The sequence below is a fragment of the Polyangium sorediatum genome (assembly GCF_029946465.1).
In the GTDB taxonomy this organism is placed as follows: domain Bacteria; phylum Myxococcota_A; class Polyangia; order Polyangiales; family Polyangiaceae; genus Polyangium; species Polyangium fumosum.
On sequence record NZ_JARZHI010000083.1, the window covers coordinates 1 to 23,878 of the forward strand.

The 23,878-nt window shown below is 68.4% G+C and carries 18 protein-coding genes; 11 read left to right on the plus strand and 7 right to left on the minus strand.

Annotated elements, in window-relative coordinates; genetic code table 11:
- A partial coding sequence (locus tag QHF89_RS43580) for a ferritin-like domain-containing protein (RefSeq protein ID WP_284721717.1) occupies positions 1–1,079 on the minus strand: 1,079 nt, incomplete at its 3' end.
- A 27-nt stretch (positions 1,080–1,106) separates the two neighbouring features.
- Here QHF89_RS43580 and QHF89_RS43585 point away from each other — a divergent pair.
- The 8 genes from QHF89_RS43585 (at position 1,107) to QHF89_RS43620 (ending at position 11,441) form a co-directional block, all read left to right on the plus strand.
- Entirely contained in the window at positions 1,107–1,871 is a 765-nt protein-coding gene (locus QHF89_RS43585) for a glutathione S-transferase (protein ID WP_284721718.1), read from the plus strand.
- Between the two features lie 122 nt (positions 1,872–1,993).
- Positions 1,994–3,349: a restriction endonuclease gene (locus tag QHF89_RS43590; protein WP_136968076.1), complete on the plus strand. Its 1,356-nt coding sequence runs from the start codon at positions 1,994–1,996 to the stop codon at positions 3,347–3,349.
- A 442-nt stretch (positions 3,350–3,791) separates the two neighbouring features.
- Complete coding sequence (locus QHF89_RS43595) at positions 3,792–6,503, plus strand: bifunctional serine/threonine-protein kinase/ABC transporter substrate-binding protein (protein ID WP_136968075.1); 2,712 nt, start codon at positions 3,792–3,794, stop codon at positions 6,501–6,503.
- A gap of 63 nt (positions 6,504–6,566) precedes the next feature.
- Complete coding sequence (locus QHF89_RS43600; protein ID WP_136968074.1) at positions 6,567–8,231, plus strand: hypothetical protein; 1,665 nt, start codon at positions 6,567–6,569, stop codon at positions 8,229–8,231.
- Between the two features lie 18 nt (positions 8,232–8,249).
- Positions 8,250–9,314, plus strand: coding sequence for a hypothetical protein (locus QHF89_RS43605; RefSeq protein WP_136968073.1), 1,065 nt, complete (start codon positions 8,250–8,252; stop codon positions 9,312–9,314).
- Positions 9,315–9,394: 80 nt separating this feature from the next.
- Positions 9,395–10,279: a phytanoyl-CoA dioxygenase family protein gene (locus QHF89_RS43610; RefSeq protein WP_136968072.1), complete on the plus strand. Its 885-nt coding sequence runs from the start codon at positions 9,395–9,397 to the stop codon at positions 10,277–10,279.
- Positions 10,280–10,286: 7 nt separating this feature from the next.
- On the plus strand, positions 10,287–11,051 hold the full coding sequence (locus QHF89_RS43615) for a hypothetical protein (RefSeq protein ID WP_136968071.1): 765 nt from the start codon (positions 10,287–10,289) through the stop codon (positions 11,049–11,051).
- A gap of 21 nt (positions 11,052–11,072) precedes the next feature.
- Positions 11,073–11,441, plus strand: coding sequence for a VOC family protein (locus QHF89_RS43620; RefSeq protein WP_136968070.1), 369 nt, complete (start codon positions 11,073–11,075; stop codon positions 11,439–11,441).
- 3 nt (positions 11,442–11,444) lie between these two features.
- Here QHF89_RS43620 and QHF89_RS43625 read toward each other — a convergent pair whose 3' ends face one another.
- The 5 genes from QHF89_RS43625 to QHF89_RS43645 form a co-directional block, all read right to left on the minus strand.
- The gene (locus QHF89_RS43625; RefSeq protein ID WP_136968069.1) at positions 11,445–12,014 is read right to left on the minus strand and encodes a cytochrome C; all 570 of its coding nucleotides are present in this window, start codon (positions 12,012–12,014) and stop codon (positions 11,445–11,447) included.
- A 107-nt stretch (positions 12,015–12,121) separates the two neighbouring features.
- Positions 12,122–13,390 (minus strand): c-type cytochrome, encoded by a 1,269-nt coding sequence (locus QHF89_RS43630; protein WP_136968068.1) that lies wholly within the window; start codon positions 13,388–13,390, stop codon positions 12,122–12,124.
- Positions 13,391–13,536: 146 nt separating this feature from the next.
- Positions 13,537–14,196: a tetratricopeptide repeat protein gene (locus QHF89_RS43635; protein WP_284721719.1), complete on the minus strand. Its 660-nt coding sequence runs from the start codon at positions 14,194–14,196 to the stop codon at positions 13,537–13,539.
- Positions 14,197–14,402: 206 nt separating this feature from the next.
- On the minus strand, positions 14,403–15,821 hold the full coding sequence (locus tag QHF89_RS43640) for a tetratricopeptide repeat protein (RefSeq protein WP_136968067.1): 1,419 nt from the start codon (positions 15,819–15,821) through the stop codon (positions 14,403–14,405).
- 85 nt (positions 15,822–15,906) lie between these two features.
- Positions 15,907–16,284 carry a PDZ domain-containing protein gene (locus QHF89_RS43645; RefSeq protein WP_136968066.1) on the minus strand — a complete coding sequence of 126 codons (378 nt, stop codon included), beginning with the start codon at positions 16,282–16,284 and terminating at the stop codon, positions 15,907–15,909.
- A gap of 811 nt (positions 16,285–17,095) precedes the next feature.
- On the opposite strand from QHF89_RS43645, the gene QHF89_RS43650 reads away from it, so the two are divergent.
- The gene (locus QHF89_RS43650) at positions 17,096–20,266 is read left to right on the plus strand and encodes a beta-propeller domain-containing protein (protein ID WP_136968065.1); all 3,171 of its coding nucleotides are present in this window, start codon (positions 17,096–17,098) and stop codon (positions 20,264–20,266) included.
- A 69-nt stretch (positions 20,267–20,335) separates the two neighbouring features.
- On the opposite strand, the gene QHF89_RS43655 is transcribed toward QHF89_RS43650, so the two are convergent.
- The gene (locus QHF89_RS43655; protein WP_136968064.1) at positions 20,336–22,264 is read right to left on the minus strand and encodes a potassium transporter Kup; all 1,929 of its coding nucleotides are present in this window, start codon (positions 22,262–22,264) and stop codon (positions 20,336–20,338) included.
- A 138-nt stretch (positions 22,265–22,402) separates the two neighbouring features.
- Between QHF89_RS43655 and QHF89_RS43660 the strand changes: the two genes are divergently transcribed.
- Positions 22,403–23,569 carry an outer membrane beta-barrel protein gene (locus QHF89_RS43660; RefSeq protein WP_284721720.1) on the plus strand — a complete coding sequence of 389 codons (1,167 nt, stop codon included), beginning with the start codon at positions 22,403–22,405 and terminating at the stop codon, positions 23,567–23,569.
- A 2-nt stretch (positions 23,570–23,571) separates the two neighbouring features.
- Positions 23,572–23,820 carry a hypothetical protein gene (locus tag QHF89_RS43665; protein ID WP_136968062.1) on the plus strand — a complete coding sequence of 83 codons (249 nt, stop codon included), beginning with the start codon at positions 23,572–23,574 and terminating at the stop codon, positions 23,818–23,820.
- The last annotated feature ends 58 nt before the right edge of the window (positions 23,821–23,878 follow it).

A 23,878-nucleotide genomic window follows, 5' to 3' on the forward strand; every position in this document is an offset into this window, starting at 1 on the left:
GCGCGGGGCACGTGGCCATGCGCCGCGGCCACGGCGGGCGCGAGCTGCGGCTCCGCGGGCGGCGGCGGCAGGCGGCCCGCGGCGTCGCGAAACGCTCGCGCGACGGCGTCGCGCACGGGGGCCCCGCCTGCGGCGATCGTGAAGGAGATGATGCGGAATGCGAGTTCTGCGTGGCGTGCTTCGTCCTCTGCGATGCCTGCAAGGACGTGGCGCACGGCGGGGTCGGAAGCGCGCTCGGCTTGCTCGGCTGCGAGCACGGCTGCGAGTGTCTCGCCCACGGCGCCCTCGATCACGGTGGAAACGGCGAGCTCCGTGAGACCCTCGCCGAGGGGGAGCGAGAGCGCCTCGGGCAAACCTCGGGGTGCGATGGGCGCGCCTCGGTAGGCCGCTGCCAGGGAGAGCGAGAGCCGCGCGTGCCGCACCTCGTCGAGCGCCGCTTCATGGGCGGCTCGCACGAGCGATTCGTCGGCTCCGTGTGCGAGCAGCGCGAGGGCGAGGCGTGAGAAGGCGGCGACCGAGGCGTGCTCGAAGAGACCGTCTCGGATCCAGCGCTCGGCGAGCACCTCGCGTGCTTCGGCGGAGAGTCCTTCGACGTTGGGCGCGAGGGGCTCCTCGGACCAACCTCGCCGCGTGGCCTCGACGGGCGCGACCACGGGGCCGTCCTCGGCGCGGAGCGGCCGGCCGATGGCGCATGTGACCTCGATCGTGGTGTCGTAACAGCAGAAGCCATTGCCGCTCGGATCGGGCTTCGGGCCGGCGTCGACCGAGTGCAGACAGGAGCAGGAGTCGAGGTTCTTCGCGATGAGGCCGGGGGCCTCGTTCGTCGACGGGCAGGACTCGCCCACCGAAGAAGGGAAACACGCGAGGAACGGCGTGATCGTCCCGGTGCCCTCGCACGCGGGGATGCCCGTCGAGCTCGTGCTGCCCGTGCCGCCTGTGCCGCCTGCGCCCGTGGACTCGCTGTCGACGACGACCTTCGCGCCGCAGCCGACGAATGCGACGGGCGCGGCGAGCGTGACGCCGAGCGCGGCCGCGACGCGGTATACGAGTGTTCTCCGAAAGATAAGCGAGCTGTCCATCGGCGCATGATACATGACGAGGCGCCCATGCAAGCCCCCCAGCTCGTGACGATCACGTTCAGCCACTACTGCGAGAAGGCTCGGTGGACGCTCGATCACGCGGGCATCCCCTACCGCGAGTCCGGGCACCTGCCCGCGTTCCACATGCTCGCCGTGCGCCGCGCGGGCGGGCACCGCAGCGTGCCTGCGCTCATCACGGACGAGGGCGCGATCAACGACTCGACGGACATCGCGAAGTGGGCCGATCGAAGAGCGCCGGCGGCGCGGCTCTACGGGACGAACGACGCCGAGCGCCGGGAGATCGAGGCGCTCGAAGAGCACTTCGACGAGCATTTCGGGCCGCACACCCGGCGATGGATGTACTTCCACATGCTGCCGGATCGCGACCTCGTGCTTGATCTCTCGAACAAGCAAAACGCGCCGGCGCTGGAGAAACGCCTGCTCCCGTTTTTCTTCCCCGTCGTCCGCCCGGCCATGCGCAGGGCCATGCGCATCACACCCGAAGGCGCCGAGCGCTCGCTCCGCAAGATCGAGGCGATGTTCGCCGAGGTCGGCAAGCGGATCGAGGACGGTCGATCGTTCCTCGTGGGCGACGCGCTGACGATGGCGGACATCACGTTCGCGAGCCTCGCGGCGGTGGTCCTGGCCCCGCCGGAGTACGGGGCGCCGCTCTGCCCGATCGAGACGCTGCCGCAGGAGCCCGCCTCGCACATGCGCGGCTGGCAAGAGCTGCCCGCGGGGAAGTTCGTGGCGCGTATGTTCCGCGACCACCGCGCCCCCGCGCGCGCTTGAGGGTCGACGGCGGACCCATCCCGCGTGACAAGCCGTCCCACCCGCACCGGCGCGCATGGTAACGTCAAAGGGCAGACGCTCGCCGGGATCCCCATCCCGCTCACCGAGCCTCGGTTCTCCCCATGCCCCGCCGCTACCTCGTCCTTCGCACCGATCGCACGCAGCGCGCGTTTCTCACCCGCGAGCTCGAGCAGGGCCGCCTGCGCCAGGGCTTCGGGTGGCGACGCGAGCACGATCTGCGGCTCCTGCGCGACCAGGTGCGCGCAGGAAAAAAGCTGACCGAGGAGGAAGCGAGCGTCTGGCGAAACCGGCGCCTGCTCGACACCGAGCCCGACGGCCTGAAGCCAGGCAACGTGCTCATCCTGCCAAACCTGCTCGATCAAGGCCGATGGGCCCTCGCACGCGTGAAGGGCGCATACGAGTACGCGCCCATCGTGGCGCCCGGGCGGGAGGGCCCCGATTACGGCCATATCATCGCCGTGGACCCCATCCGCACGCCCGCCGGGAAGGTCGCCAGCGTGGAGGCGGAGAACACGCACGTCGACGCAGAGCTACGCGCGACGATGCGGAACCCATCGAGGATGTGGTCGATCGACGCGCTCGGCTCCACGGTGGAGGCGCTCGTCCACGCGATCGAGTCCGGCAAGGATACGTGGACGCCGGACCCGGAGACGCAAAAAGCCGAAGGGTTCTTCACGGCGGTCCGCGACGCGGCGTGGAAGCACATCCTGACGAAGTACAAGGGCAACGAGCTCGCGCACCTCGTGCATCACCTGTTCATGTGCATCTACGAGGGCGGGCGCGTCGAGCATTGGGGCGGCGCCGGCGAGAGGGGCACGGATCTCATCGTCTACACGCGCGATCCGCTGGGCCTCGAATACAAAGTCGCCGTCCAGATCAAGCAAAACGACGGGCTCCACGACGACGAGCGCACGCTCAGTCAAATCGAGCAAGCCAAGGAGCTGCACAAGATCGACGCAGGCGTGATCGTGACGACCGCCGAGGTGACGAGCAACGGATTCGAGGAAAAGTGCGCCGCCCTCGAAGGCCGACTCGGCATCGACATTCGCGTGATCGCAAGGGGCGAGCTCATCGAGCTCGTGATGAAGTACCTCGGCAAAGCCCGAATGACAGTCCGCGAGGCGCTCATCGACCTGCTCCGCGGAAGCACCCCCACCCCCGAACCCAGGGAGCACACAGCCGTCACGGACCGCATCTACGACGAGCTGCAACGTCTCCCCGAGCTCGAACGCCAAATCGCCGGAACCAAGGTGGCCCACCAGAACCGCGGCAGCGGCATTCACTTGATCCGCGTCGAACTCCCCCAGGAAATGATCGGCGCCGTCGTCGAGCCCATCGCCCAAAGCATCGTCTCCTGTCTGCGGCGCATGGTCCCAAGCGCAAAATGCCAGCGCGGCAAACCAGGCGGCAGCGGCACGAAATGGATGGTCGTGGACACCCTGCTCGAGCTCGCTTGATGGGCGTCGCGCTGGGGCTTTGCCCCAGACCCCACCAGGGGTTGTCCACCCCTGGACCCGGACCAGGCACGGCCTGGACCGGGGTCGATGAACTGCGCTCCGCGCAGTTCATCGAACAGCCAGGGTCAAGACCCTCCACGATCCTGCCAACCACCGCGACGACGCTGCAGGTTCAACGGGCAGCGTCACCGTCGCCGGCTTGAAACCCCCCCCGTGGTCTTGCCACCGGCTCGTGGGAAGAACTGCGCATCGCGCAGTTCTTCCCCTCGGTCCAGGCCGTGCCTGGTCCGGGTCGAGGGGCGGACAGCCCCCGCGGGGTCCGGGGCAGCGCCCCGGCGCGACGACCTGGTGAGGCGGAGAACCGCTTGCCGGGACCGACGTAGCGCATCGCGGCGAACCTCCCGTTCCGGAAATTCCCTGATCGGGTATCCTCCTTTCCGCCATGCCCCCGCCTTCCGCCCGAGAGCACGCCGAACGTCGTGTCGGCAGAACGCTCCGGGAGAAGTATCGCATCGAGCGTGTGCTTGGTGTGGGTGGGATGGCGACGGTGTACCTCGCGGTTCATCGCAACGGCCATCGGGTGGCGGTCAAGATCCTTCACCCGGAGCTCTCGGCCAGCGTTACCCAGCGGGATCGCTTCGTTCGTGAAGGGTACGTCGCGAACTCGATCGAGCACCCGGGGGCTGTGCGCGTCCTTGATGACGACGTCTCGGATGATGGGTGCCCTTTCCTCGTGATGGAGTTGCTCGAGGGTGAGACCCTCGACCAGCGGCGTAGACGCGCGGGCGGCAAGATTGCTTGCCGTGAGGTCCTCGTCATCGGGCATGCGCTCTGCGATGCGCTTGCGGCGGCTCATGACAAGGGCATCGTGCATCGCGACATCAAGCCGGAGAACGTGTTCGTCACGTCGGACGGCACCCTCAAGATCCTCGACTTTGGCATCGCGCGGGTCGTCGCCGATGAGGAGGGCGGGCCCGGCGGCGTCGCGGGCACCCCTGCGTACATGCCGCCTGAACAGGCGCTTGGGGATCGGGGCGCCATCGATGCGCGCACCGACCTCTGGGCTGCGGGCGCGACCATGTTCACGCTCCTCACGGGCAGGCTCGTGCATGATGCGAGCCGCGCGACGGAGCTCCTCACGAGCACGGCGACCAAGCCTGCGCCGCGCCTCATGGATGTCGCGCCCGAGGCTCCGCGCGATGTGGCCCGCGTCATCGACCAGGCCCTTGCTTACTCGCGCCATGACAGGTTCGAGGATGCGCGCGAGATGCGGGATGCGATCGGCTCGGCTCACATCGCGGTGTATGGCGAGCCCCTCTCTGTCGTCCCTCGCAACAGCGGCAGTTCCCTCGCGTTTGCGCCTTCGTCGTCGGGGCGTATCTCGCTTCAGCCTGCTTCGGGGCGCATCGTCGCTTCGCGACCGCGGGCCGAGCTCGTCGAGACGGTGCTCGATGTGCCTCCTGGACAGGAGGGCACGCCGCGCCCGCCCTCGCTCGCGCCGGCCGCTGCGCCTGTGGACGGCGCGCCGCAGAACACGATCAGCGAGCCTCTCTCGTCGAGCCCCACCGAGGAGCGCCCTTCCCGGGCGCGGGCCCTGCTCATGATGTCGGCGGGGTTCGGCATGATCGCCACGCTCGTCGTCCTCTTCGTCGCGCGGGCCAGCCGCACCGCGCCGACCGAGGCCCCGCCGCCTCCGACGCCGCGGAGTGCCTGCGTCACGAACGCCGACTGCATGCCCCCGGGCGGGGACAAGCATGCCATCTGCCGCAAGGATCGCGGGGCCTGCGTCACGCTCGAGACCGATCAGTGCCGCGTCCTCGCCGAGGCGGGCGACGTTGAGAACGACGGCACGATCTGGATCGGCGCGATGTACCCGCACGACGAGAAGAAGGGCACGACGTACGGCCGGCAAGCGGCGCGCGCCGTGGACCTCGCCCGCCGTGATTTTGCGGGCCTCACGGGCGGCTTGCCGCCTGCGAGCGGCGCGGGCAAGCCTCGCCCGATCGGGATCGTCCTCTGCGATGACACCGAGGCGGCCGAGCGCGCGGCGTCGCACCTCGTCGACGACGTCGGTGTCCCTGCGGTCCTCGGCTTTGCGCGCAGCAAGGAGGTCCTCGACCTCGCGCAGGCGTACTTCCTGCCGAAGGGCGTGCTCGCGCTCGCCTCGAACACCGCCTCCATGCTCACGGACATCGCGCATGCGCCGGACGATCCGCGCCTCGTCTTGCGCGTGACCTCGAGCGCGACCATGTCGACGGGCGCGAAGGCCGCGTTCCTCGAACATGTGCTCGAACCGGAGATTCGCAGGCGCCCCGGGATCCTCCGCCCCGGCGAGCCGCTGCGCGTGGCCATCGTCCGCGTGGACAATGCGTCCGGCGTGAGCCACGCGGACCAGCTCCTCTCGGTGTTGCGCTGGAACGGCAAGAGCGCCGCCGAGAACGGCGACGACTTGCGCCAGTTCGTGGTGAAGGACGAGCTCGCCGGTTCGCAGACCGGGGACGCCGTCGCGAGCTTGATCACGTCGATCGGCGCGTTTGCGCCGCACGTCGTCTTCGAGGCCGGCGCGGGCGCGCAGTTCCTCGTCGAGCTCGAACGGCGCTGGCCGAAGAACCGCTTCTTCCGGCCGCATTACGTCCTCTCGGGCTCGCTCGGGTCCGACGACTTCCTCAAGCTCGTCGCCGAGCGCCCCGACGCCTCGCGCCGGCTGCTCAGCGTCGACGCCGCGATGAACCCCGCGCTCGCGAAGTTCGTCGTGCACCACAACGAGATCTTCCCGGACAAGGTCACGCCGTACGACTCGACGAGCGCCCCGTACGACGCGTTTTACGCCGTCGCGTACGCCGCGCTCGCGCTCGGCGACGAGCCGATCACGGGCCGCGGCCTCGCGCGCGCCGTGCGCCGCCTCGTGCCCCCGGGCGAGCCGGTCGAGGTCGGCCAGGGCGGGATTTACTCGGCGATCAGGGTCCTGCGCGGCGGTAAAAATATCGACCTCACGGGCTCGCAGACCTCGCTCGACTTCGATCCGGAGACCGGCGACGCCACGGTCGATTTTGCCGTGTATTGCCTCGATCCGAAGCGACGCATCGCGGCCGAGTCGGGCCTCGTCTACCGCGCGAAGACCGGCAAGCTCGAAGGCGCGATGCGCTGCCCCTGACGGATGCGGCAAGCCGTTGCGCGTGCGGGCCGAGTGCGGATACCGTGCGGATCCCCCCGCGCCATGCGAACGCCCGCTGCCCTCCTCGCCTCCCTCCCTTCGGCCCTCGCCCTCTCGCTCGTGCTCTGTACGGGCGACGCGCACGCGCAAACGGAGGCGTGGTCGGATCCGGATCCGAAGGGCCAGGGGACGCGGTATGCGCTCGACAAGTTCGGCTTCCGCGCCGGCGCCGAGTACCGCGCGAACTTGCTCTACGTGAACCCGATCGCGGTGAACAGCGAGTCGAACCGGCGCGTGAGCTGGATCGAGCACCGCCTGCGCCTCGACATCGGCGTCGACTACCTCGACAAGGTGCGCCTCTACGCCTCGGCCGACATGCTCGACGGCGTGCTCTGGGGCGACAACGGCACGCTCGCCTCCGGCCCCAAGCCGAACTTCGGGACGAACATCAACGCGCGCAGCCCCAACGTCACCACGCCCTGCGTGGGCCTGCGCGGCACCGACCCTTTGAACGCCGACGACTACGGCTACACGCTCTGCTCGCAGGAGCAGGTCCGGTTCCGCAAGGCCTACGGCGACGTCGTGCTCCCGATCGGCTTGCTCCGCGTGGGCCGCCAGTCCGCGAACAACGGCACCGGCATCCAGGCCGCGGACGGCGACGGACGGACGAACCGCTTCGGCTTCAGCCGGCAGGGCAACCTCGTCGACCGTGTCCTCTTCGCGACGAAGCCGCTCGAAGCCTTCAAGCCCAAGGAGGAGCGCGACACCTCGGAGAACCGCGGTGTCATCCTCGCCCTCGCCTACGATCGGTGGGTCACCGACAGCGTGCAGCTCTTCGCCGACGACGTGCAGCAGGTCGACGTGGCCGTGCGTTTCCTCGCGCCGAAGCTCGGCCCCGCCCGCGACGTCTTCGTCGGCGGCTACTACGTGCATCGCTGGGACGACGCGAACAGCTCCCGCATCAACAGCTTCGGCCTGAAGGCGACGTCCCGCTTCGGCGACTTCCACGTCACCGCCGAGGCCGCGATGAACGTCGGTTCGACCCGCGAGATCGCCCAGGCGAACAGCTACATCTCGAACGATCCCGTCGTCGATCAGCGCATCCTGCAAGGCGGCGCGCGCGCCGTCGTGCGCTACGACCGGCCCCTCTACACCGCGTACCTCGAGTTCGATTACGCCTCGGGTGACGCCGATCCGAACAACCGCACGCCGCTCACGCAGTTCGTCTTCGCCGAGGACGCGAACGTGGGCCTCTTGCTCTTCGAGCACGTCGTCGCGTTCCAGACCGCGCGCGTCGCGGCCGCGGGCACCGAGCTCTTGAACCGCCTCGGCGCCCCGAGTTTTCCCTCGGACTCGGTCTACAACCGCGGCGCCTTCACGAACGCGCTCGCGATCTTCCCGCAGTTCGACATCCGCCCCGTCCGCGGCCTCACGCTGCGCGGCGGCGTGCTCTTCGCGTTCGCGGCCGAGCCCGTCGTCGATCCGGTCAACTCCCTCCTCGCCCGCGACGGCCTCACGATCGAGGACGACCTCGTGAACTTCGCCGGCGGCAAGCCCGGTCAGTACTGGGGCACCGAGCTCGACGGGCGCATCTCGTATCGCTACCTCGATCACTTCCTCTTCGACCTCGAGGGCGCGGTGCTCTTCCCCGGCGACGCTCTGCGAAACGAGGACGGCTACGCCGTGCGCAGCGTCCTCGTCCAGGGCCGCACCACCTTCTTCTTCTAGGTCTCGCGGAGCACGGACATGCGACGTCTTCCTCTTTCGCTCCTCTTGCTCTCCCTCGCGGCCCCGGTCGGCGCCGGTTGCGAGCTCTACGATGGCCCCCCGCAGCCGCGTATCGTCGGCGCTGAGGACGGCGTGCTCGAAGACGCGTCGGCGCCGATCGTCCTCGCCTTCTCCGAGCCCGTGGATCCCACGACGCTCCATGTCTCGATCCTTCGCCTGGAGACCGACGTCGAGGGCAACCTCTTCGACGAGGACGACGATCCCGAGAGCACGCCCGCGGTCTTCTTCTCGTTCACGACGAGCCTCACGGAGGGCGGCACGGCCGAGCTCGTGGACGGCAACGCGACGCTCGTGATCAAGCCGGGCGCGCCGCTGCCCGTGGGCCCGAAGCTCGCGCTCGTGATCGAGGCGGGCCTCGCGGATGTCGAAGGCCACGTCACGAAGACCCGCAAGCGCCTGCTCTTCGGCTACACGTTCAAGCTCGAGTGCGACAAACCCTCGACGGTCTTCCCGACCGGGAAGTACTTCCTGCTCGCGGACATCGAGAAGCCGCTCCAGACGCAGGTCCAGCTCTGGGCTGCGTTTTACGTCGATCCGGAGACGGGGCGCGTGCGCGGGCAGGCCACGAACGCCGATCGCGACAAGACCCAGGTGTGTCCGATGTCGTGCGCGACCGGCGAAGTCTGCCGGCTCCTGCCCATGCCCCAGTGCGTCGCGCAATCCGAGCGCGCGGGCACGGTGGACGAGCACTCGGATTACGTGCCGTATGGCACGCCGCCGACCGGATACTCGTTCACGATCGAGGGCTGCGCCGTGGACCAGCCCGGTGGCAAGGCCGTGTTCGCCACGGCGCCGACGGACATCGTCGTGCAGATCCCGCCGGTCACGCTGCGCAACGTGACGCTCACGGCCGAGTTCGCCCCGGGCGCGGACGGCGTGCTGCGCGGCACGGGCACGCTGGCGGCGGACACGGTGCTCCTCGGCACGTCCGCGAGCGGCAAGGGCGAAGGGAACATCGTCGGTCGGATCGTCGCTGCGGACGAGGCGCCGCCGGACATCCCGGATCCGCCGCCGGCGCCGTAGAGCATCGAACCGGACGGTGGCCGATTCGTGACACGGGAGCGGGCGGCTTCGCGGCGGAAATTTGGTAAAAAGCCAAGACCATGACCACGACGACCTTCGAGGCTCCCGAGGCACCGGCGAAACCGACGAGCGCGGCCGCGCTGCCGCCGATGAACCGCTGCATCGAGATGCCGCGCTTCGAGCTCGGCGAGCGGCTGACGCCGGAGCAGATCGAGTTCCTCGATACGTTCGGGTTCATCCGCTTCAAGAGCTTCCTGCCGCGCGCCGAGGTCGCGAAGCTCGTCGAGGAGGTCGAGGCCATCGACGCGCGCCTCGTCGCCGAGGGGCGGACGGTCATCAACGGCGTGCCGCTCATCCTCGGCAAGCGCAAGGACGGCCGCGGCTTCGTGCAGCGCATGTGCTTCTCGTCGACCTTCGGCGAGCGGCTGCACGCGTTCCTGCAGGATCCTCGCTTCAAGGCGATCCTGGAGATCGCGGGGCCCGGGTATCGGATCGGCGAGCGGGAGCGGGATGGGCTCGTCATCAACCATTACCGCCGCGAGGAGGGGTCGAGCTACAAGCGGCTCGGCTGGCACACGGACAGCTTGCGGGATCTCTTCTATTTCGAGATGCCGCGGCGGTACCTGAACGTCGGGTTTTATCTGGACGATTCGCCCATCGAGAAGGGCGGCGTGCGGCTGATTCCGTTCTCGCACCAGCAAGGGCTCTGGCCGATGCTGACGCGGAAGGCGCATTTCATGGATACGGACGCGGATCCGGCCGAGTATGCGCTCGTGGCCGAGGCGGGGGATCTGACGATCCACGACGGCCGCATCTGGCATCGGGTCGCGGAGGCGAGCGCGACGGGGGACGCGAGCCAGCGGCGCGTGATGTACGTGCCCTTGATGGAGGGGCCGGAGAAGCTGAAGGACGAGAACAGCCCGACGCCGGTGTACTTCCGGCTCCGGCGATTCGCGCGGTTCTGAGGCACTCGTGACGCCGCGACGCACGGACTCGTCCCTCCAGCTCCTCGCACGCGCGGCGGGGAGCCCGGCGGCGCTGGCCGGGAAAATGGCCCGGTTTGGGAGGATGCTGGCGGGATACGGCGATGGGCGCGAGCTCGACGCGCGGCTCGCGCGCCTCCTTCAAGCGGGGGTCCTCGACGCGGCGCCGACGCGGATCCAGCTCGTCGTGGGCTCGATCGACATGCTGCGGTTCTGGATCTCGCCCGCGTCGTCCGAGTATTACGAGACCCTCGGGATCGATTACACGTTCCACCAGATCCTGCGTTTCCTCGAAGAGCCAGCCTCGCTCGCCGATCCGGTCGGGTTCTTCAGCACCCGGGACAACGTGATTGGCCACCTGATGCAGGTCGTGCACGCGAATCCGCGCTACGACCTGGAGCTGCTCACGATGTGGGACGACGGGCTCGCGGAGCTCGAACGGCAGGTCGAATCGATGATCGCGGGGACGCACCCGCGGGGCGAGGCGATCGCGGCCATCGTGGAGGAGCCCGAATACCACGGGCGGCTGCTCGCGTACGTGCGCGTCTTTCGCAAGGACCCGGCCGCGCCCCCTCCCCTGCGCGCGAACGTAGAAGGGAGCGCCCACTGGGAGGATCGCGAGCGCACGTTCGGATCGCTGCGGACCTCGATGCGATACTTTTGCAGGCTGCCGACGGATCCGATGTCGGTGGCGCGGCATCTCCTCACGGTGAAGGAATTTCCGCGGCACCTCGGGGAGCCGAATCCAAGCTAAGGACGAGGGAGGGACCCTTTCATGCCCATCGTAGCCATCGATCACGTGCAGCTCGCCATGCCCGCGGGGCGCGAGGACGAGGCGCGCGTGTTTTACGGAAAACTCCTCGGGCTCGCGGAGGTGCCGAAGCCGGCGGACATGGCCAAGCGCGGCGGCGCGTGGTTCGAGGCGGGCGCCGTGAAGATCCACCTCGGGGTGGAGGCGGAGTTTCAGCCGGCGCGCAAGGCGCACCCGGGCCTACGCGTGGAGGGGCTCGCCGCGCTCGTCGAGGGCCTGCGGGCCGCGGGCGTGACGGTCGCCGACGGCCCGCCGATCGACGGCATCACGCGGGTCTTCGTGGAGGATCCCTTCGGCAATCGCATCGAGCTTCTGGAGCACACGCCGGGCTGACGTTTATTGCCCCGGGCCGGTGCACGCGCCCGGCTGCGCGGGCGGAATGGCGCGCAGGTATTCGTACATGGCGAGGAGGTCCTCGTCGGCCATGATCCGGTAAAGGGCCCAGGGCATGACCTGGAGCGTTCGATTCGGGTCCTTGGGATCCTTCCCCGTGCGCATGACCGACATGAATTGCTCGCGCGTGAGCCCGCCGGGCAAGCCTTTCGCGTCGGGCGCGAGGCTCGGCGCCTTCAGGTTCTGCCCGAAAGGCACGCCGCCCGCGAGGTACGTCGCAGCCGAGAGGCGGCCACGCCCGCCGGTGAACGGGGACTCGCCGGGGCGATAGGTCGGGCAGCTATGACAATCGATACACCCGGACGCGGCGTTGACGAAATAACTCCCGAGCCCGACGAGGGCCCGATCCGCGCTCTCCAGGTTCAGCGGCACGGGGGCGAATCGCAGCCCGATCACGACCCGCGGGTCGAGCGGCATGGGCGCCTCTCCGGGGTCTCCGGTTCCCATGTCCTCGGACGCGCAGGAGAGGAGGAGCCCCACGAATCCGATCGTGATGAAATGCCGCCACTGCATGGATGAACCCCTCCCTAGAGCCCACGGCTCCGCGTCGGCCCCATGCAAGCGTGGCGCCCGTCCGTCCGTGCGCGGGGAGCACGGGCGGACGACCTTGGATTCGGGGGTTATTGCGGCCGGCCCTGCGCGATCCAGGTCTCGACGAGCTGGATGTCCTCGGGCGTGACGGGCGGGAGCGCGAGCGGCATTCCGCGGACGACCGGATCGGTTTGTCCCGCCTCTTCGCGGTACCGGGCGAGCATGGCGTACACGAGGCGCGGCGTGCCGTCGGGCATCGGCGAAAAGATGCTGCGGCGTTCGCCCTTGTCGTCGACGTACCCCGCCTGGATGCCCTCGTACTCGGCGAGGTTCAGGCCGCGGGGCCGATAGCCAAAGCCACCCGTATTGCCAGGCCCGCCGTCGCCGATCGCGTAATCCGGTTCGGCGTGGCAATGCCAGCAGGTGTTGCGGAAGACGCGGCGGCTGACCTCCTCGTACGTCACCTTGCGGTCGAGCACGGGCAGGCGCGGCGGGATGATCTTGGCCACCTTGGGCGCGAGATCGGCGCGCAAAAGGAAGGCGGAAAGGTCGCGCTGCTCCTCGGGCGTGAGCGGCGTCTTTGGCATGAGCGTGTCGGGCTTCTGCGCCTTCGGGTCGTCGAGCCAGCGGACGAGCTCGCCCGGGGCCATGCGCTCCCGGACGTACCGCAGATCCGGCGCGAGCGCGCGGGCCATACGCTCGCCCTTGCCTTCGAGATCGGCCACGCCCGCCGGGAGCGCCGCGCGCGGGGCGCCGGTGTATTCGTGGCACTGGCGGCAGCCCTTCGCCTCGAAGAGCGCGCTTCCCTTTTCGACGTTCGCGCCTTCGAGCGCGACCGCCGGGGCCGGCGTCGCCGAGGACGTGAGCCACGCGGCGACGTCACGCGCCTCCTCCGGGGTGATCACGAGGCGCGGCATCGTCGTGTCGAGGTGCGGGCGGACGTCGTGTGGTTCGAGGAGGAATTTTTCGAGGAAGCCGCGGCGCAATCGGCCGCCGATGTTGGCGAGCGACGGCGTCTCGCGGAAATGGACGATGCTCTTTTGCCACTTCGCGAGCGAGGTCGCCGAGGCCTGGTACGTGCCGGCGTGAATCTCCTGGTGGCAGCGGACGCAATCCTGGTCGAGCGCGGGTTTTTCGAAGCCGGTGCCCTCGTGGCAGCGGTTGCACTGGAACTTGGCGACGAGGGTTTTCCCTTTTTCGGCGTCGCCAAGCGGCGGCTCGGGGCTCGGGGCGGACGCCGCGAGGGTCGTGGAGCTCGAACGCGCGGAGGGAGCGGCAGGAGGTGCCTCCGCGCGCTCGTCCTTGCGACAGCCGAGAAGGAGGAGGACTAGACTGACAAGGACGAGCGCGCGGGGCACGGAGGAAATCCTTTCAAACAAACCAGCAGGTTGTCGAGAAACGCCGCGAGCGCCCTGGAGCTAGGGAGGAGGACGCAGGAATACGAGAGTATTCCGAGGACGACGACCGACGATCCAGGGCGCGCAGCAAGTTTATCGACAGCCTGCTAGCTCTGGCCCCCCGAGTTCGTGGGCACCTGGCAGACGGAGCTGTCCTTGGCCATCGTGTTGCAGCGCTGGACGGCGGCGTCGCGGGCGGTCGTGTTGCCGGCCTCGTGCTGGAGGCGGCCGAGAGCCGCGTAGCCCTGCGGGCTGGCCATGAGGTCGCGGTCCGCGAGGCCCTGAAGCAAGCTGCGCGCCTCGTCCTTGCGGCCCTCGACCTTGGCGAGCGCCTCGCCGAGATCCGTGTCGACGGAAGGATCGTTCTTGCGCTGCTCGCGCAGCCGCTCGAGGGCCGCGACGGCCCAGGCGACGTTCTTGGCGCGCTGCTCGGTCGTCTTGCCCCGCCAGGTCGGGTCGAGGTCGATGCCGCCGTCGGTGCGGACGAGGGCGACCGCGAGGGTGCGCTGGGCGCGCTGGAGCATGCCGTCCTTGCCCGGGTTGATGCTGCGGATCTCGGGGAACATGCGCACGATCGACTGGGCCGAGGCCACGATCTTGCCGTCACGCATGGTCTTCTCGGCGCTCGCGAGGCCCTGAATGCGGTGGTCGATCTCGGGGATGAAGACGTCGCCACACGCCGCCGCGTCGTTCGAGACGGCCGGAATGGCGGCGAGGGCAGCGAGACCGAGGGCGAGACGAACGGCGAGACCCTTGATGGTGAGCATCGAAACCTCCTCCTGGTGCGACGAGCGGTTCAACCCGGGTATCGGGGCGGGCGGTTCTTCTGTGACAGCGGCCGGCGAAAAAAGTTTTGCGAGAAGTTCCGACGTCCGCGACCGTGGGGTTCGGGGCGAAGGGCGCCGAAGGCGACCCGAAGCCCCGAGTGTCGAACGAACGACAAACGCGCTTCGAGGGCGGGATCTTTCAGCGGTCAGGCAGAAGGAAGCGACGCGAGCGAGAGGCGGGCGACGGCGGCGAAGAGGAGGTTTCCGTCGAGGACGACGGCGTCCTGGTAGAGGCGCATGCGCTCGGCGGGGTCGTCGACGAGGTTGCCGAGCTTGACGAGGAGCTGGGTGCGGACGTCGGGCTCCTCGGCGACGTCGAGGCCACGGCGGTAGGCGGCGCGCGCTTCGAGCGGTTTTCGCTGGGCCGCGAGGGCGTCGCCGAGTCCGACGTGGAGCAAGCCGAGGTCGGCCTTCGCGAGGGCCTCCCGGGCGCGTCGGGCTTTTTCCGCCGGGTCGAGGTCGGGGCGGTCGAAGTCGGAGACGAGGGCGAAGACGGCCGGTTCGAGGGCGCCTGCGGCGATCCGTTCGGCGAGGAGGCGGTAGGCGCGGCAGCGGAACCAGCCTGGGGCGAGCTCTTCCGTTTTGCGGAAGAGCTCCGCGGCCTCGGCGGCGCGGCCCATGAAGAGGCACGTGACGCCGGCCTGGTAGACGGGCGAAGGGGCATGCCGATCAGCGACGGCGCCGCGGCGGAAGGCTTCGAGCGCCCGGACGAACTCACCGGCCGCGCCGAGGCGCTCGCCCTCCTCGGTGGCAATGGACGAGGCGCGGAGCTCGGGCCGATTGCGCTCATAGATGAACTGGACGGAGCCCTGGAGGCCGCCGAGCTCGTCGATCTCGGCGGGCTTGCCGTCGACGAGGGCGACGACGCGGCACCGGGGCTCGCCGGCCCGGATACGATCGGCGCGGCGGCGGAAGGCGCGGGCCTCGTCGGCGTCGCCGAGTCGATCGAGGACGGAGGCGATTCGCTCGGCCCTGGCGGCGGCCTCGGCCGTCTCGCCGAGGTACCGGTGGACCTCGAAGAGGGAGAAGAGGGCGGCGAGGGCGCCCTGGTCGTCGCCCGACTCTTCACAAAGGGTGAGGGTCTGCTCGAAAGGCGCGCGGGCCTCGGCGACGCGGCCGGTGTGGAAGAGGCATTCGCCGAGGCGGCCGACGAGCATGGCCTGATGGCCGCCCTTGGAGCCCTCGGCCTCGGCGAGCGCGGCGCGGGCCATGGTCTCGGCCTCGGCATACCGGCCCTCCGCGGCGAGGGCGTCAATGTCGGCGAGGGTCTGTTCGAGGCGCCGGAGGAGGGCCTGGGTGCCCTCGGGGACGGTGGTGAGGGCCGCGAAGAGCTCGGGCCGACCTCGCATCGCGGCCATGTGCTGCGCGACGGAGGTCATGCCCTGGATGTACCAGCGCAGCCGCGGGCCCTCGCGGAACGGCTCGGGGACGGTGCGCCAGCCGGGGAAGGCGTCGCAGATGGCTTGCTCGTGCGCCTCGCAGAGGGAGGAAAGGCGGTCGAGGTCGCCTTCGTCGACAGCGTCGAAGAGGGCCTCGCGGAGGGCGTCAGGGGGGAGCGGCTGCATCGGGCGGGAAGGTAGTCGAGGGGGGACGGGAGCGGAAGCGGCAAGCGGGCGCGGGTGCGGGCGAGGGCGGGGCGGCAGCGTCTTGCTAATCGAGCTTCACCCATACGTGCACGGTCCTGCCCGTGCGGACGTCCACGATCCCCAGCTTCACCTCGTCGCCGCTCGACATGCCGCGCAACCTCGCGGCGAGCCCGGCCTCGTTCAGGACCCGACGGTCGTTGACGGAGGTGATGATGTCGCCCGCCTCGGCGATGTAGGTCCCACCTCCCACGAGGCGCGCTCGCAGCAGCGGGCTGAGGGAATGAAGTGTGAGAATTGGAGCGCCCTCCCGGCCGGGCCTGGCACGGGTATCGAACTCGGCGCCGAGGAGCTGGGAGCTCAGGGGGATGACGATGTTGGCCTGCGCCGGCGCGGGCGGCATCCCGAGGAGACTGCTGGTCGCCAGCGCAAATGCGAACGTCATGGACCTGATGAACGGCATGATTCCCCCTTCCGGCGCAGTCGCGGCTGCGCCCCCCACATCTTCAATGCGTCCCCGGCCCAGGCGCGTCAACGCAGAGGACGGCCGGAGGGAGAAGCGGACGCGCACGCGGCAACCCTTCCGCCAGGTGCGCGGCGCGCCGTGCACGCGCGCAACGCGCCCGGTGGCAGTCGCTCGGTGGGTGTTGCACGCGCGCAAGACACGCCAAACGATCTGCACCACGTGCCTTGCACGTGCGCGAGGGACGTCGCGCCCGCGGCGCGGGAGCCCTTGCGCACGCGCAAATATCGCCGTGACAGGGTCCAGCCGGCCTTTGCATCGACGCAAGCGCACGGATCCCACCGTCCCACCCCCCGTTGCGCCGATGCATCCCACGCCGTGCACGTGTCCCGGCCGCCTTCGCGCCGATGCATCCCACGCCGTGCACGTGTCCCGGCCGCCTTCGCGCCGATGCAAGGACGACCGCGCAGTCGGAACGCGCCCCCTCGCGCGCGGGCCGCAGCGGCCCTCCGGACACGCGCGCGCATGTCGCATCACGGCACTCGATTCCGGAGCGACGCACAGGAAGCACGAACTCGTCGCAACCCCGCCGAGATGATTTTTTCTTTCACACCTGCACGAACCGCCGGGGAATTTCGAGATGAACGCAGGGCCCAAAGCCGCGTGTGTCACATCGTGGCACATCGGTCCCTGCAAACGTGGCACGTAAGCGCCTTGACCCTCCCGGAGGCGTCGGTTAGGTAGGAATGCTTTTATTCCTTCATCGTGTGTGAAGGAAGAAGGGAACGAATCGATGCGCAGCTTTTTGAATCGTGGTCCCACGGCACGAACGGCGGGTCTCTTGACCGCGCTCCTGTTCGTGGCTGGGCAGGGATGCGCCACGAATACGGTGGATGGAGAAGAGAACACGGGCGAGAGCAAGGAGGCCGCAAAGGCGACGACCTCGTTCCTCTCGGCCGACGCCCCGACCTACCGGTTCTTATGGGGCGAGGAGGAGGAAGAGGAGGAAGAAGAGGAGGAGGAAGAAGAGGAAGAGGAGCAGGAGCTCGAGGAGGGCGACATCTACCGTGTCATGAACAATGGCACCCTCCTGAACCTCAACGCGTATCGCGGCTTGCAGGTGATCGACGTCAGTGACGTGACCACGCCCAAGGTCGTCGGCCAGCTCCAGGTGGCCGGCGTGCCGGTCGAAATGTACGTCGACGGGACCCGCGCGATCCTCTTGATGAACGGCTGGAACGGCTTCAAGGGCAAGCCGAACAGCCTCGAAGTCGAGCAACTCTCGGGCAGCACCGCCCTGCTCGTCGACATCTCGAACCCGTCGAAGCCCGTCGTGCTCTCGCAGCACGCCGTGCCGGGCAACATCCAGACGAGCCGTTATGCAAACGGCGCGACCGAGGACGCGCTCTTCATCGCGTCGGGTTATTACGACTGGTTCGTCAACAACCAGGGCAACTGGGAATGGGTCATGGGCAGCATCGTGAAGAGCTTCGACGTCGGCCCGACGGGCTTGACGGAGAAGAGCGAGTTGCCCCTCGGCGGCTACGTCTCGGCCATCCACGCGGACAACGAGGTGCTCCTCGTGGCGCGCCAGAGGGACTGGTGGTCGAACCATCAGAGCGACGTCGCGATCATCGACATCTCCGACAACGGCGGCACGATGGTCCAGCGCGACGAGGTGACCGTCAACGGCTACATCCGGTCGCAATTCCACATGGACTACCGGAACGACCAGCTCCGGGTCTTCTCGGGCCCGCAATGGGGCTGGGGCCAGCATAGCTACCTCCAGACGTTCGACGCGACGAACCTCGACAACGTCACGCCCGTCGACGCCGTGCCCTTCGGCGCGGACATGAACCTCTTCGCCGCGGTCTTCCTCGACGATCGGGCGTTCGCCGTGACGTACCGCAATTTCGATCCGTTCCACGCCTTCTCGATCGACGCGAACGGCCACGCCGAGGAGAAGAGCGAGTTCATCGTCTCCGGCTGGAACGACTTCTTCCGGCCCGCGTTCAACAACACGCGCCTCGTCGGCATCGGCGTCGACGATCAGAACGGCCGCAAGCTCGCCGTCAGCCTCTACGACATCACGAACCTCGAAAACCCGAACCCGCTGCTCGCGCGCAAAGAGGTGCAAGGTGATGACAACGGCTGGAACTGGTCCGAGGCGAGCTGGGATCACCGCGCGTTCAGCGTGCTCCACAACGCGGTGAACGTGGCGGCGCCGACGGGCGAGATCGAGACGGGCCTCGTGCTCCTGCCCTTCGCCGGCTACAAGTACACGGACGATACCTGGAGCAACTGGACCTACGAGTCCGCCGTCCAGATCTTCACGTTCTCGGCGTCGACGATCACGCGTCGCGGCATCATGAACCATCCCGATTCGGTCCGTCGCACGTTCAAGCTCGACGCGACGAACGGGGCGAACCTCTCCGAGACGCAGCTCCGCATCTGGGATCAATCGAACCTCGACGCGCCCGAGAAGGTCGGCGAGCTCAGCGTGGCGCCGGATTACACGAAGGTCTGGGTCTACGGCAATTACCGCGCGCGCCTCCGCAGCCCGGACGACGACAGTTATTGGTACTGGTACGATCCGAACGCGAAGGCCAAGGTCGACATCATCCGGAACAACCAGCCCGTCGACACCGGCACGCCCGTGGCGACGATCGAGGTGCCGGCGAACGCGCAGCACTACCAGGTGGATGATCTGTTCGTCGCCGTGTCCGGCAAGTGGCTTGCCTACCCGACCTACGAGACGACCATCAAGGTCTGGGACCTCTCGAACCCGAAGCACCCGGTCGAGCGTGGGCAGCTCGTCACGACGGAGCTGTCGAGCGACGCGTCTGCTTATTACAACACCACGGGCGTCGTCGGGAAAAAGACCCTCGGATTCGCCCAGACGAGCCAGGTCACGGAACCGGTGACGCTCGACATCTGCACCTGGTACCCCACGAGCTACTCTGCCTGCGACGGCGAGCAGGGCTGCTTCCTCGCCGGCAGGCGGACCTGCACGACGGTCAACGGCGGCCCGTCTTCCTGCAACGGCGGCTTCGCCGAATGCGTCATCACGAACCTGGAGACGACCTGCACGCCGATCTCCCCGGAGCAGGCGGACGCGTATGAACACTGCTACGGCCCCTGGTATGGGGATGAAGGGGAGCACATCCGGCAAAAGGCCCAGGTCAAGCTCGTGAACCTGTCGAACCCCTCGCAGCCGACGATCCTGCCCGCGATCGACGTGACGCCGGCGCCGGCCGAGGAGTTCGTCGCGATGAGCGGGCACGACGACGACCTCTACATCACCGTCAAGAAGCCGGAGCAGGTCGCGGGCGACACGCGGTCGCATGCCCGATATTTCCTGAAGAAGCTCGACCTGAAGAAGCCCGCGCAGCCGAAGCTCGAAGCGGGGATCAACGTGCCCGGCACGATCATCGCGAAGGATGGCTCGACGATCTTCACGCGGGATCAGGTCTGGGGCTCGCAGTACATCGAGACCGCCGTCTCGAGGCTGAAGCTCAAGAGCAACAAGGCCGAGCTCGAGAACCGGCACCTGTTCGCGAACCGCATCGTGCGCGAGCTGTTCATCGACGACGACAGGCCCGTCGTCACGCACGACCTCGTGTGGTACCCGAGCCACTCCCAACTGTTCAGCATCCTCAAGCCGAGGAGCGGCAACAACGATACGTTCCAGGTCCTGTCGAACGTGAATCGCCCGCAATACTCGATCTTGCTCGGCGCCGCCGAGCGCCGCGCCTTCTTCTACCTGTACGGCGGCGTTCTCATGGCGGACCTGGACGATCCGACGACGCCGACCTCCACGGCCTACTTCCCGGCGATGTACTCGTACAACAGCTCGAACCTCAGGCCGATCATCGACGACGACGAGGTGCTGATCCCGGGCGGTCGTTACGGCATTCATGAGGCCGACCTCGACACGCACAACCTGCTGACGACCGGCGACTGATCACGCCCTCCCCTCCCCCGCCGCGCGCTCGCGAGCCCACCCGGGTTCGCGAGCGCCGCGCCCCGCCCCTCACAGATCGATCTGCATTCCCAGCTCGACGACCCGGCCCGGCGGCAGGCCGAAGTAGGCCGTCGCCGGGCGGGCATTGCGCGAGATGAACGCGAAGAGGTCCTTGCGCCACTTCATCATGCGTGATCTCCCCGTCGGCAGGAGCGTCTCGCGGCCGAGGTAATAACTCGTGTTCTTGAGGTCCACGTCGAGGCCGTGGTCCTTGCACGCGGCGAGCACGCTCGGCACGTGGGGCGTCTGCATGAAGCCGTACCGCGCCGTCACCCGATAAAACCCGTGGCCCATGTCGTCCACGGAGACACGCGCGTCGGGCGTGATCTCCGGGACACGCTCGTTCACCACGGAGAGGAGCACGACCTGCTCGTGGAGGATCTTGTTGTGGATGAAATGGTGGAGCAGCACGGGCGGCGTGCCCTGCGGGTTCGACGCCATGAACACGGCCGTGCCCGACACGCGGTGGGGCTTTTTTTCTTCCACGTCACGCAGGAACGATTCGAGCGGGAGGAGGTTCGCCTTGAAGGACTCGCCGAGGATGCGGCGGCCGGTCTTCCAGGTCGTCATCACGGCGTAGATCGCGGCGCCCATCACGATGGGGAACCAGCCGCCGTGGAAGAACTTCGCCGCGTTCGCGCCGAAGAACGCGAGGTCGATGCTGAGGAAGAGCAGGACGGGCGGGAGCGCCTTCCAGAGCGGCCATTTCCAGCGCTGCGTCACGACGACGAAATAGACGACCGTCGTGATGCCCATCGTGCCCGTGACGGCGATGCCGTAGGCGGCGGCGAGCGCGCTCGAGTTCTGGAACCAGAGCACGAGGAAGACACACGCGACAGAGAGCGCGCGGTTGATCTCGGGGATGAAGATCTGGCCTTCGGTCTCCTTCGAGGTGTGGATGATGGTCACGCGCGGGAAGTACCCGAGCTGCACGGCCTGCTGCGTGAGCGAGAAGGCGCCGGAGATGAGCGCCTGCGAGGCGACGATCGTGGCCGCGGTGGCGATGGCGACCGTCGGGTAGAGGGCCCAGGAGGGGACGAGGGCATAAAAGGGGTTCGCCGACGCCGAGGGATTGCGGAGGAGGCACGCGCCCTGGCCGAAGTAATTGAGGAGCAACGCCGGCCAGACGACCGCATACCAGACCGTGCGGATCGGGCCGCGGCCGAAATGCCCCATGTCGGCATAAAGCGCCTCGCCGCCGGTGATGCAAAGGACGACGGCGCCGAGGAGCAAGAAGCCGTGGGTCTTGTGCGCGAGGAAAAACGCGACGGCGTGCCGCGGGTCGACCGCCGCGAGCACGGAGGGCTCGATCCAGATCCAGCGGACGCCGAGCGCCGCGATCGTCACGAACCAGACGAGCGTGATCGGACCAAAGACGTTGCCAATGCCCGCGGTGCCGCGCTTCTGCACGAAAAAGAGCGCGAGCAAGACGACGACGGTCAGCGGGACGACGGCCGGCTTGAGGGACGTCGTCGCGACTTCGAGCCCCTCCATCGCGGAGAGCACCGAGATGGCAGGCGTGATGACGCCATCCCCATAAAGAAGCGCCGCGCCGAAGAGGACGAGGAGGACGAGCGGACCCGCAATGGCGCTGCCGTCCTTGCGCGGGGGGACGAGCGCGAGCAGCGCGAGGATGCCGCCCGAGCCTTGGTTGTCGGCCTTCAAGATGAAGGTCAGGTACTTGACCGTCACGACCATCAAGAGGGACCAGAAGACGAGCGACAGGACGCCGAGGACGTTCTCCGGCGTGGCGTCGACCCGGTGCGTGCTCGCGGGGCTGAAGCACTCTTTGATGGCGTAGAGGGGGCTCGTGCCGATGTCGCCGAACACGACGCCGAGCGCGCCGAGGAGGAGCGGCCAGCGAGCCGCGTGCGCTGCATGCGCCACGGACGGCGCATGCACGCTCGTAGATGGCACTTGGGAGGGGTCGATCGTCATGAGGCCCGAGGGTAACCCCATTCCGGCAGTCCCCGACGTCACCCGGGCAATCTTGATACTTTCTTGATACGCGGCCGCGGGACCTTGACGTCCCCCTGACACGGAACGCCCTATACATGGGGCATGCAGCTCGCCGGCATGCTCCCTGATCCTCGCGCCGTCCTCGGCGCGACGGCTCTGCTCCTCGGCTCCGTCCCCGCGGCGCGCGCGGACGAGGCCCCGCCCCCCGCCACGTTCCAGCTCGGCGGGTATGCAGAGGCGTTCTACCAGTGGAATTTCGAGCGCCCCTCGAATGGCATCACGCACTATCGAGGGTTCGACAACCGACACAATACGTTCACGCTCTCGAACGTCGCGCTCTCCGCGACCTGGGACGTAGAGCGGCTCTCGGGCCTCGTGACGCTCCAGGTGGGGCACACGCCGAGCACGTATTACCTCGCCGAGCCGGCGCTCGCGGGCGCGAGCGGGACGAACGCCACGGGCGCAGAGCTCTGGAAGTACGTCCAGCAAGCCTACGCCGGGTATCGCTTCGACGTCGGGCGCGGGCTCCTCGTCCAGGCCGGCCTCTTCCTCTCGCCGATCGGGCCCGAGGCGATGGCCGTGCGCGATAGCTGGAACTTCTCCCGCTCGAACCTGTTTTTCGGGCTTCCGTTCTACCACACCGGCGCGCGCGTCACGTATCCGCTGAGCGACGCCTGGGCCTTGACGCTCGCCTGCTACAACGGCTGGAACAGCGTCGTCGACAACAACGAGGAGAAATCGCTCGCCGCGCAGGTCACGTACACGCGGCCGGAAAAGCTCGCGCTCTCGTTCCTCTACTTCACGGGCGTGGAGCGGCCCCGAGGCGCCCCCGAGGGCCGCGCGTGGCGGCACCTCGTGGACGTGCACGCCACGGTCCACCCGACGAACCGGCTCTCGTTCATCGCCCACGTCAATGGCGGGACGGAGCCCAACCGTTTTGGCACGAGCGCCTGGATCGCGGGCGCGCTTTATGCGCGTTTCCGCGTCTCGGACAAGCTCTTCCTCGCGGCGCGCGGGGACGCGTTCCACGAGCGGGTGCCGGAGAGCCCCGAGGGCACGGCCGCGCCCCTCTTCTGGCCGGTCTCCTGGGTCGCGTCCGGCACGGCGACGGCGGACTTCCGCCCGCACGAGCGAGCCTCCTTCCGGCTCGAATACCGCCACGATCACGCGGCGGGGGACATGTATTTCGGCGGCGACGTCGAAGGGAACGGCGTGGATACGCCGTTCGTGCCGAACCGCCATGCGGAGGACACCGTCACGCTCGGCGCGACGACGTGGTTTTGACCATGAACCCCTACCGACGAAATGAAACGACCGGAATCGATCCTGATGCCGACGGGCGCGCCGAGCAGAAGAGCCTGCTCTGGGTCTGGCTCGGGATCGGGCTCTTGCTCGTGGTGTACGACGCCGGCCGGCCGGGCCCCTGGGGCGCCGTGGGCTCGGTCGGCATGTTGATGTCTTTTTTCGCGCTGAAGGGCCTCTTCGGCCCCTGCATCACGCGCCTCCGCAGCCGCGGACGGCGCGGGAGGAGTTGAGCCATGGACGCCGTTTTTCTGGCCCTCACCGCAGCGTTTTTCCTCGTGTCGTGGGGCC

What these genes read in the sequence shown, in the direction of transcription:
- QHF89_RS43635 (WP_284721719.1), bottom strand. Translation starts at nt 14,196, where the DNA reads ATGCTCACCATCAAGGGTCTCGCCGTTCGTCTCGCCCTCGGTCTCGCT.
- QHF89_RS43605 (WP_136968073.1), top strand. Translation starts at nt 8,250, where the DNA reads ATGCGACGTCTTCCTCTTTCGCTCCTCTTGCTCTCCCTCGCGGCCCCG.
- QHF89_RS43640 (WP_136968067.1), bottom strand. Translation starts at nt 15,821, where the DNA reads ATGCAGCCGCTCCCCCCTGACGCCCTCCGCGAGGCCCTCTTCGACGCT.
- QHF89_RS43660 (WP_284721720.1), top strand. Translation starts at nt 22,403, where the DNA reads ATGCTCCCTGATCCTCGCGCCGTCCTCGGCGCGACGGCTCTGCTCCTC.
- QHF89_RS43645 (WP_136968066.1), bottom strand. Translation starts at nt 16,284, where the DNA reads ATGACGTTCGCATTTGCGCTGGCGACCAGCAGTCTCCTCGGGATGCCG.
- QHF89_RS43590 (WP_136968076.1), top strand. Translation starts at nt 1,994, where the DNA reads ATGCCCCGCCGCTACCTCGTCCTTCGCACCGATCGCACGCAGCGCGCG.
- QHF89_RS43665 (WP_136968062.1), top strand. Translation starts at nt 23,572, where the DNA reads ATGAACCCCTACCGACGAAATGAAACGACCGGAATCGATCCTGATGCC.
- QHF89_RS43610 (WP_136968072.1), top strand. Translation starts at nt 9,395, where the DNA reads ATGACCACGACGACCTTCGAGGCTCCCGAGGCACCGGCGAAACCGACG.
- QHF89_RS43655 (WP_136968064.1), bottom strand. Translation starts at nt 22,264, where the DNA reads ATGACGATCGACCCCTCCCAAGTGCCATCTACGAGCGTGCATGCGCCG.
- QHF89_RS43625 (WP_136968069.1), bottom strand. Translation starts at nt 12,014, where the DNA reads ATGCAGTGGCGGCATTTCATCACGATCGGATTCGTGGGGCTCCTCCTC.
- QHF89_RS43620 (WP_136968070.1), top strand. Translation starts at nt 11,073, where the DNA reads ATGCCCATCGTAGCCATCGATCACGTGCAGCTCGCCATGCCCGCGGGG.
- QHF89_RS43585 (WP_284721718.1), top strand. Translation starts at nt 1,107, where the DNA reads ATGCAAGCCCCCCAGCTCGTGACGATCACGTTCAGCCACTACTGCGAG.
- QHF89_RS43650 (WP_136968065.1), top strand. Translation starts at nt 17,096, where the DNA reads ATGCGCAGCTTTTTGAATCGTGGTCCCACGGCACGAACGGCGGGTCTC.
- QHF89_RS43600 (WP_136968074.1), top strand. Translation starts at nt 6,567, where the DNA reads ATGCGAACGCCCGCTGCCCTCCTCGCCTCCCTCCCTTCGGCCCTCGCC.
- QHF89_RS43595 (WP_136968075.1), top strand. Translation starts at nt 3,792, where the DNA reads ATGCCCCCGCCTTCCGCCCGAGAGCACGCCGAACGTCGTGTCGGCAGA.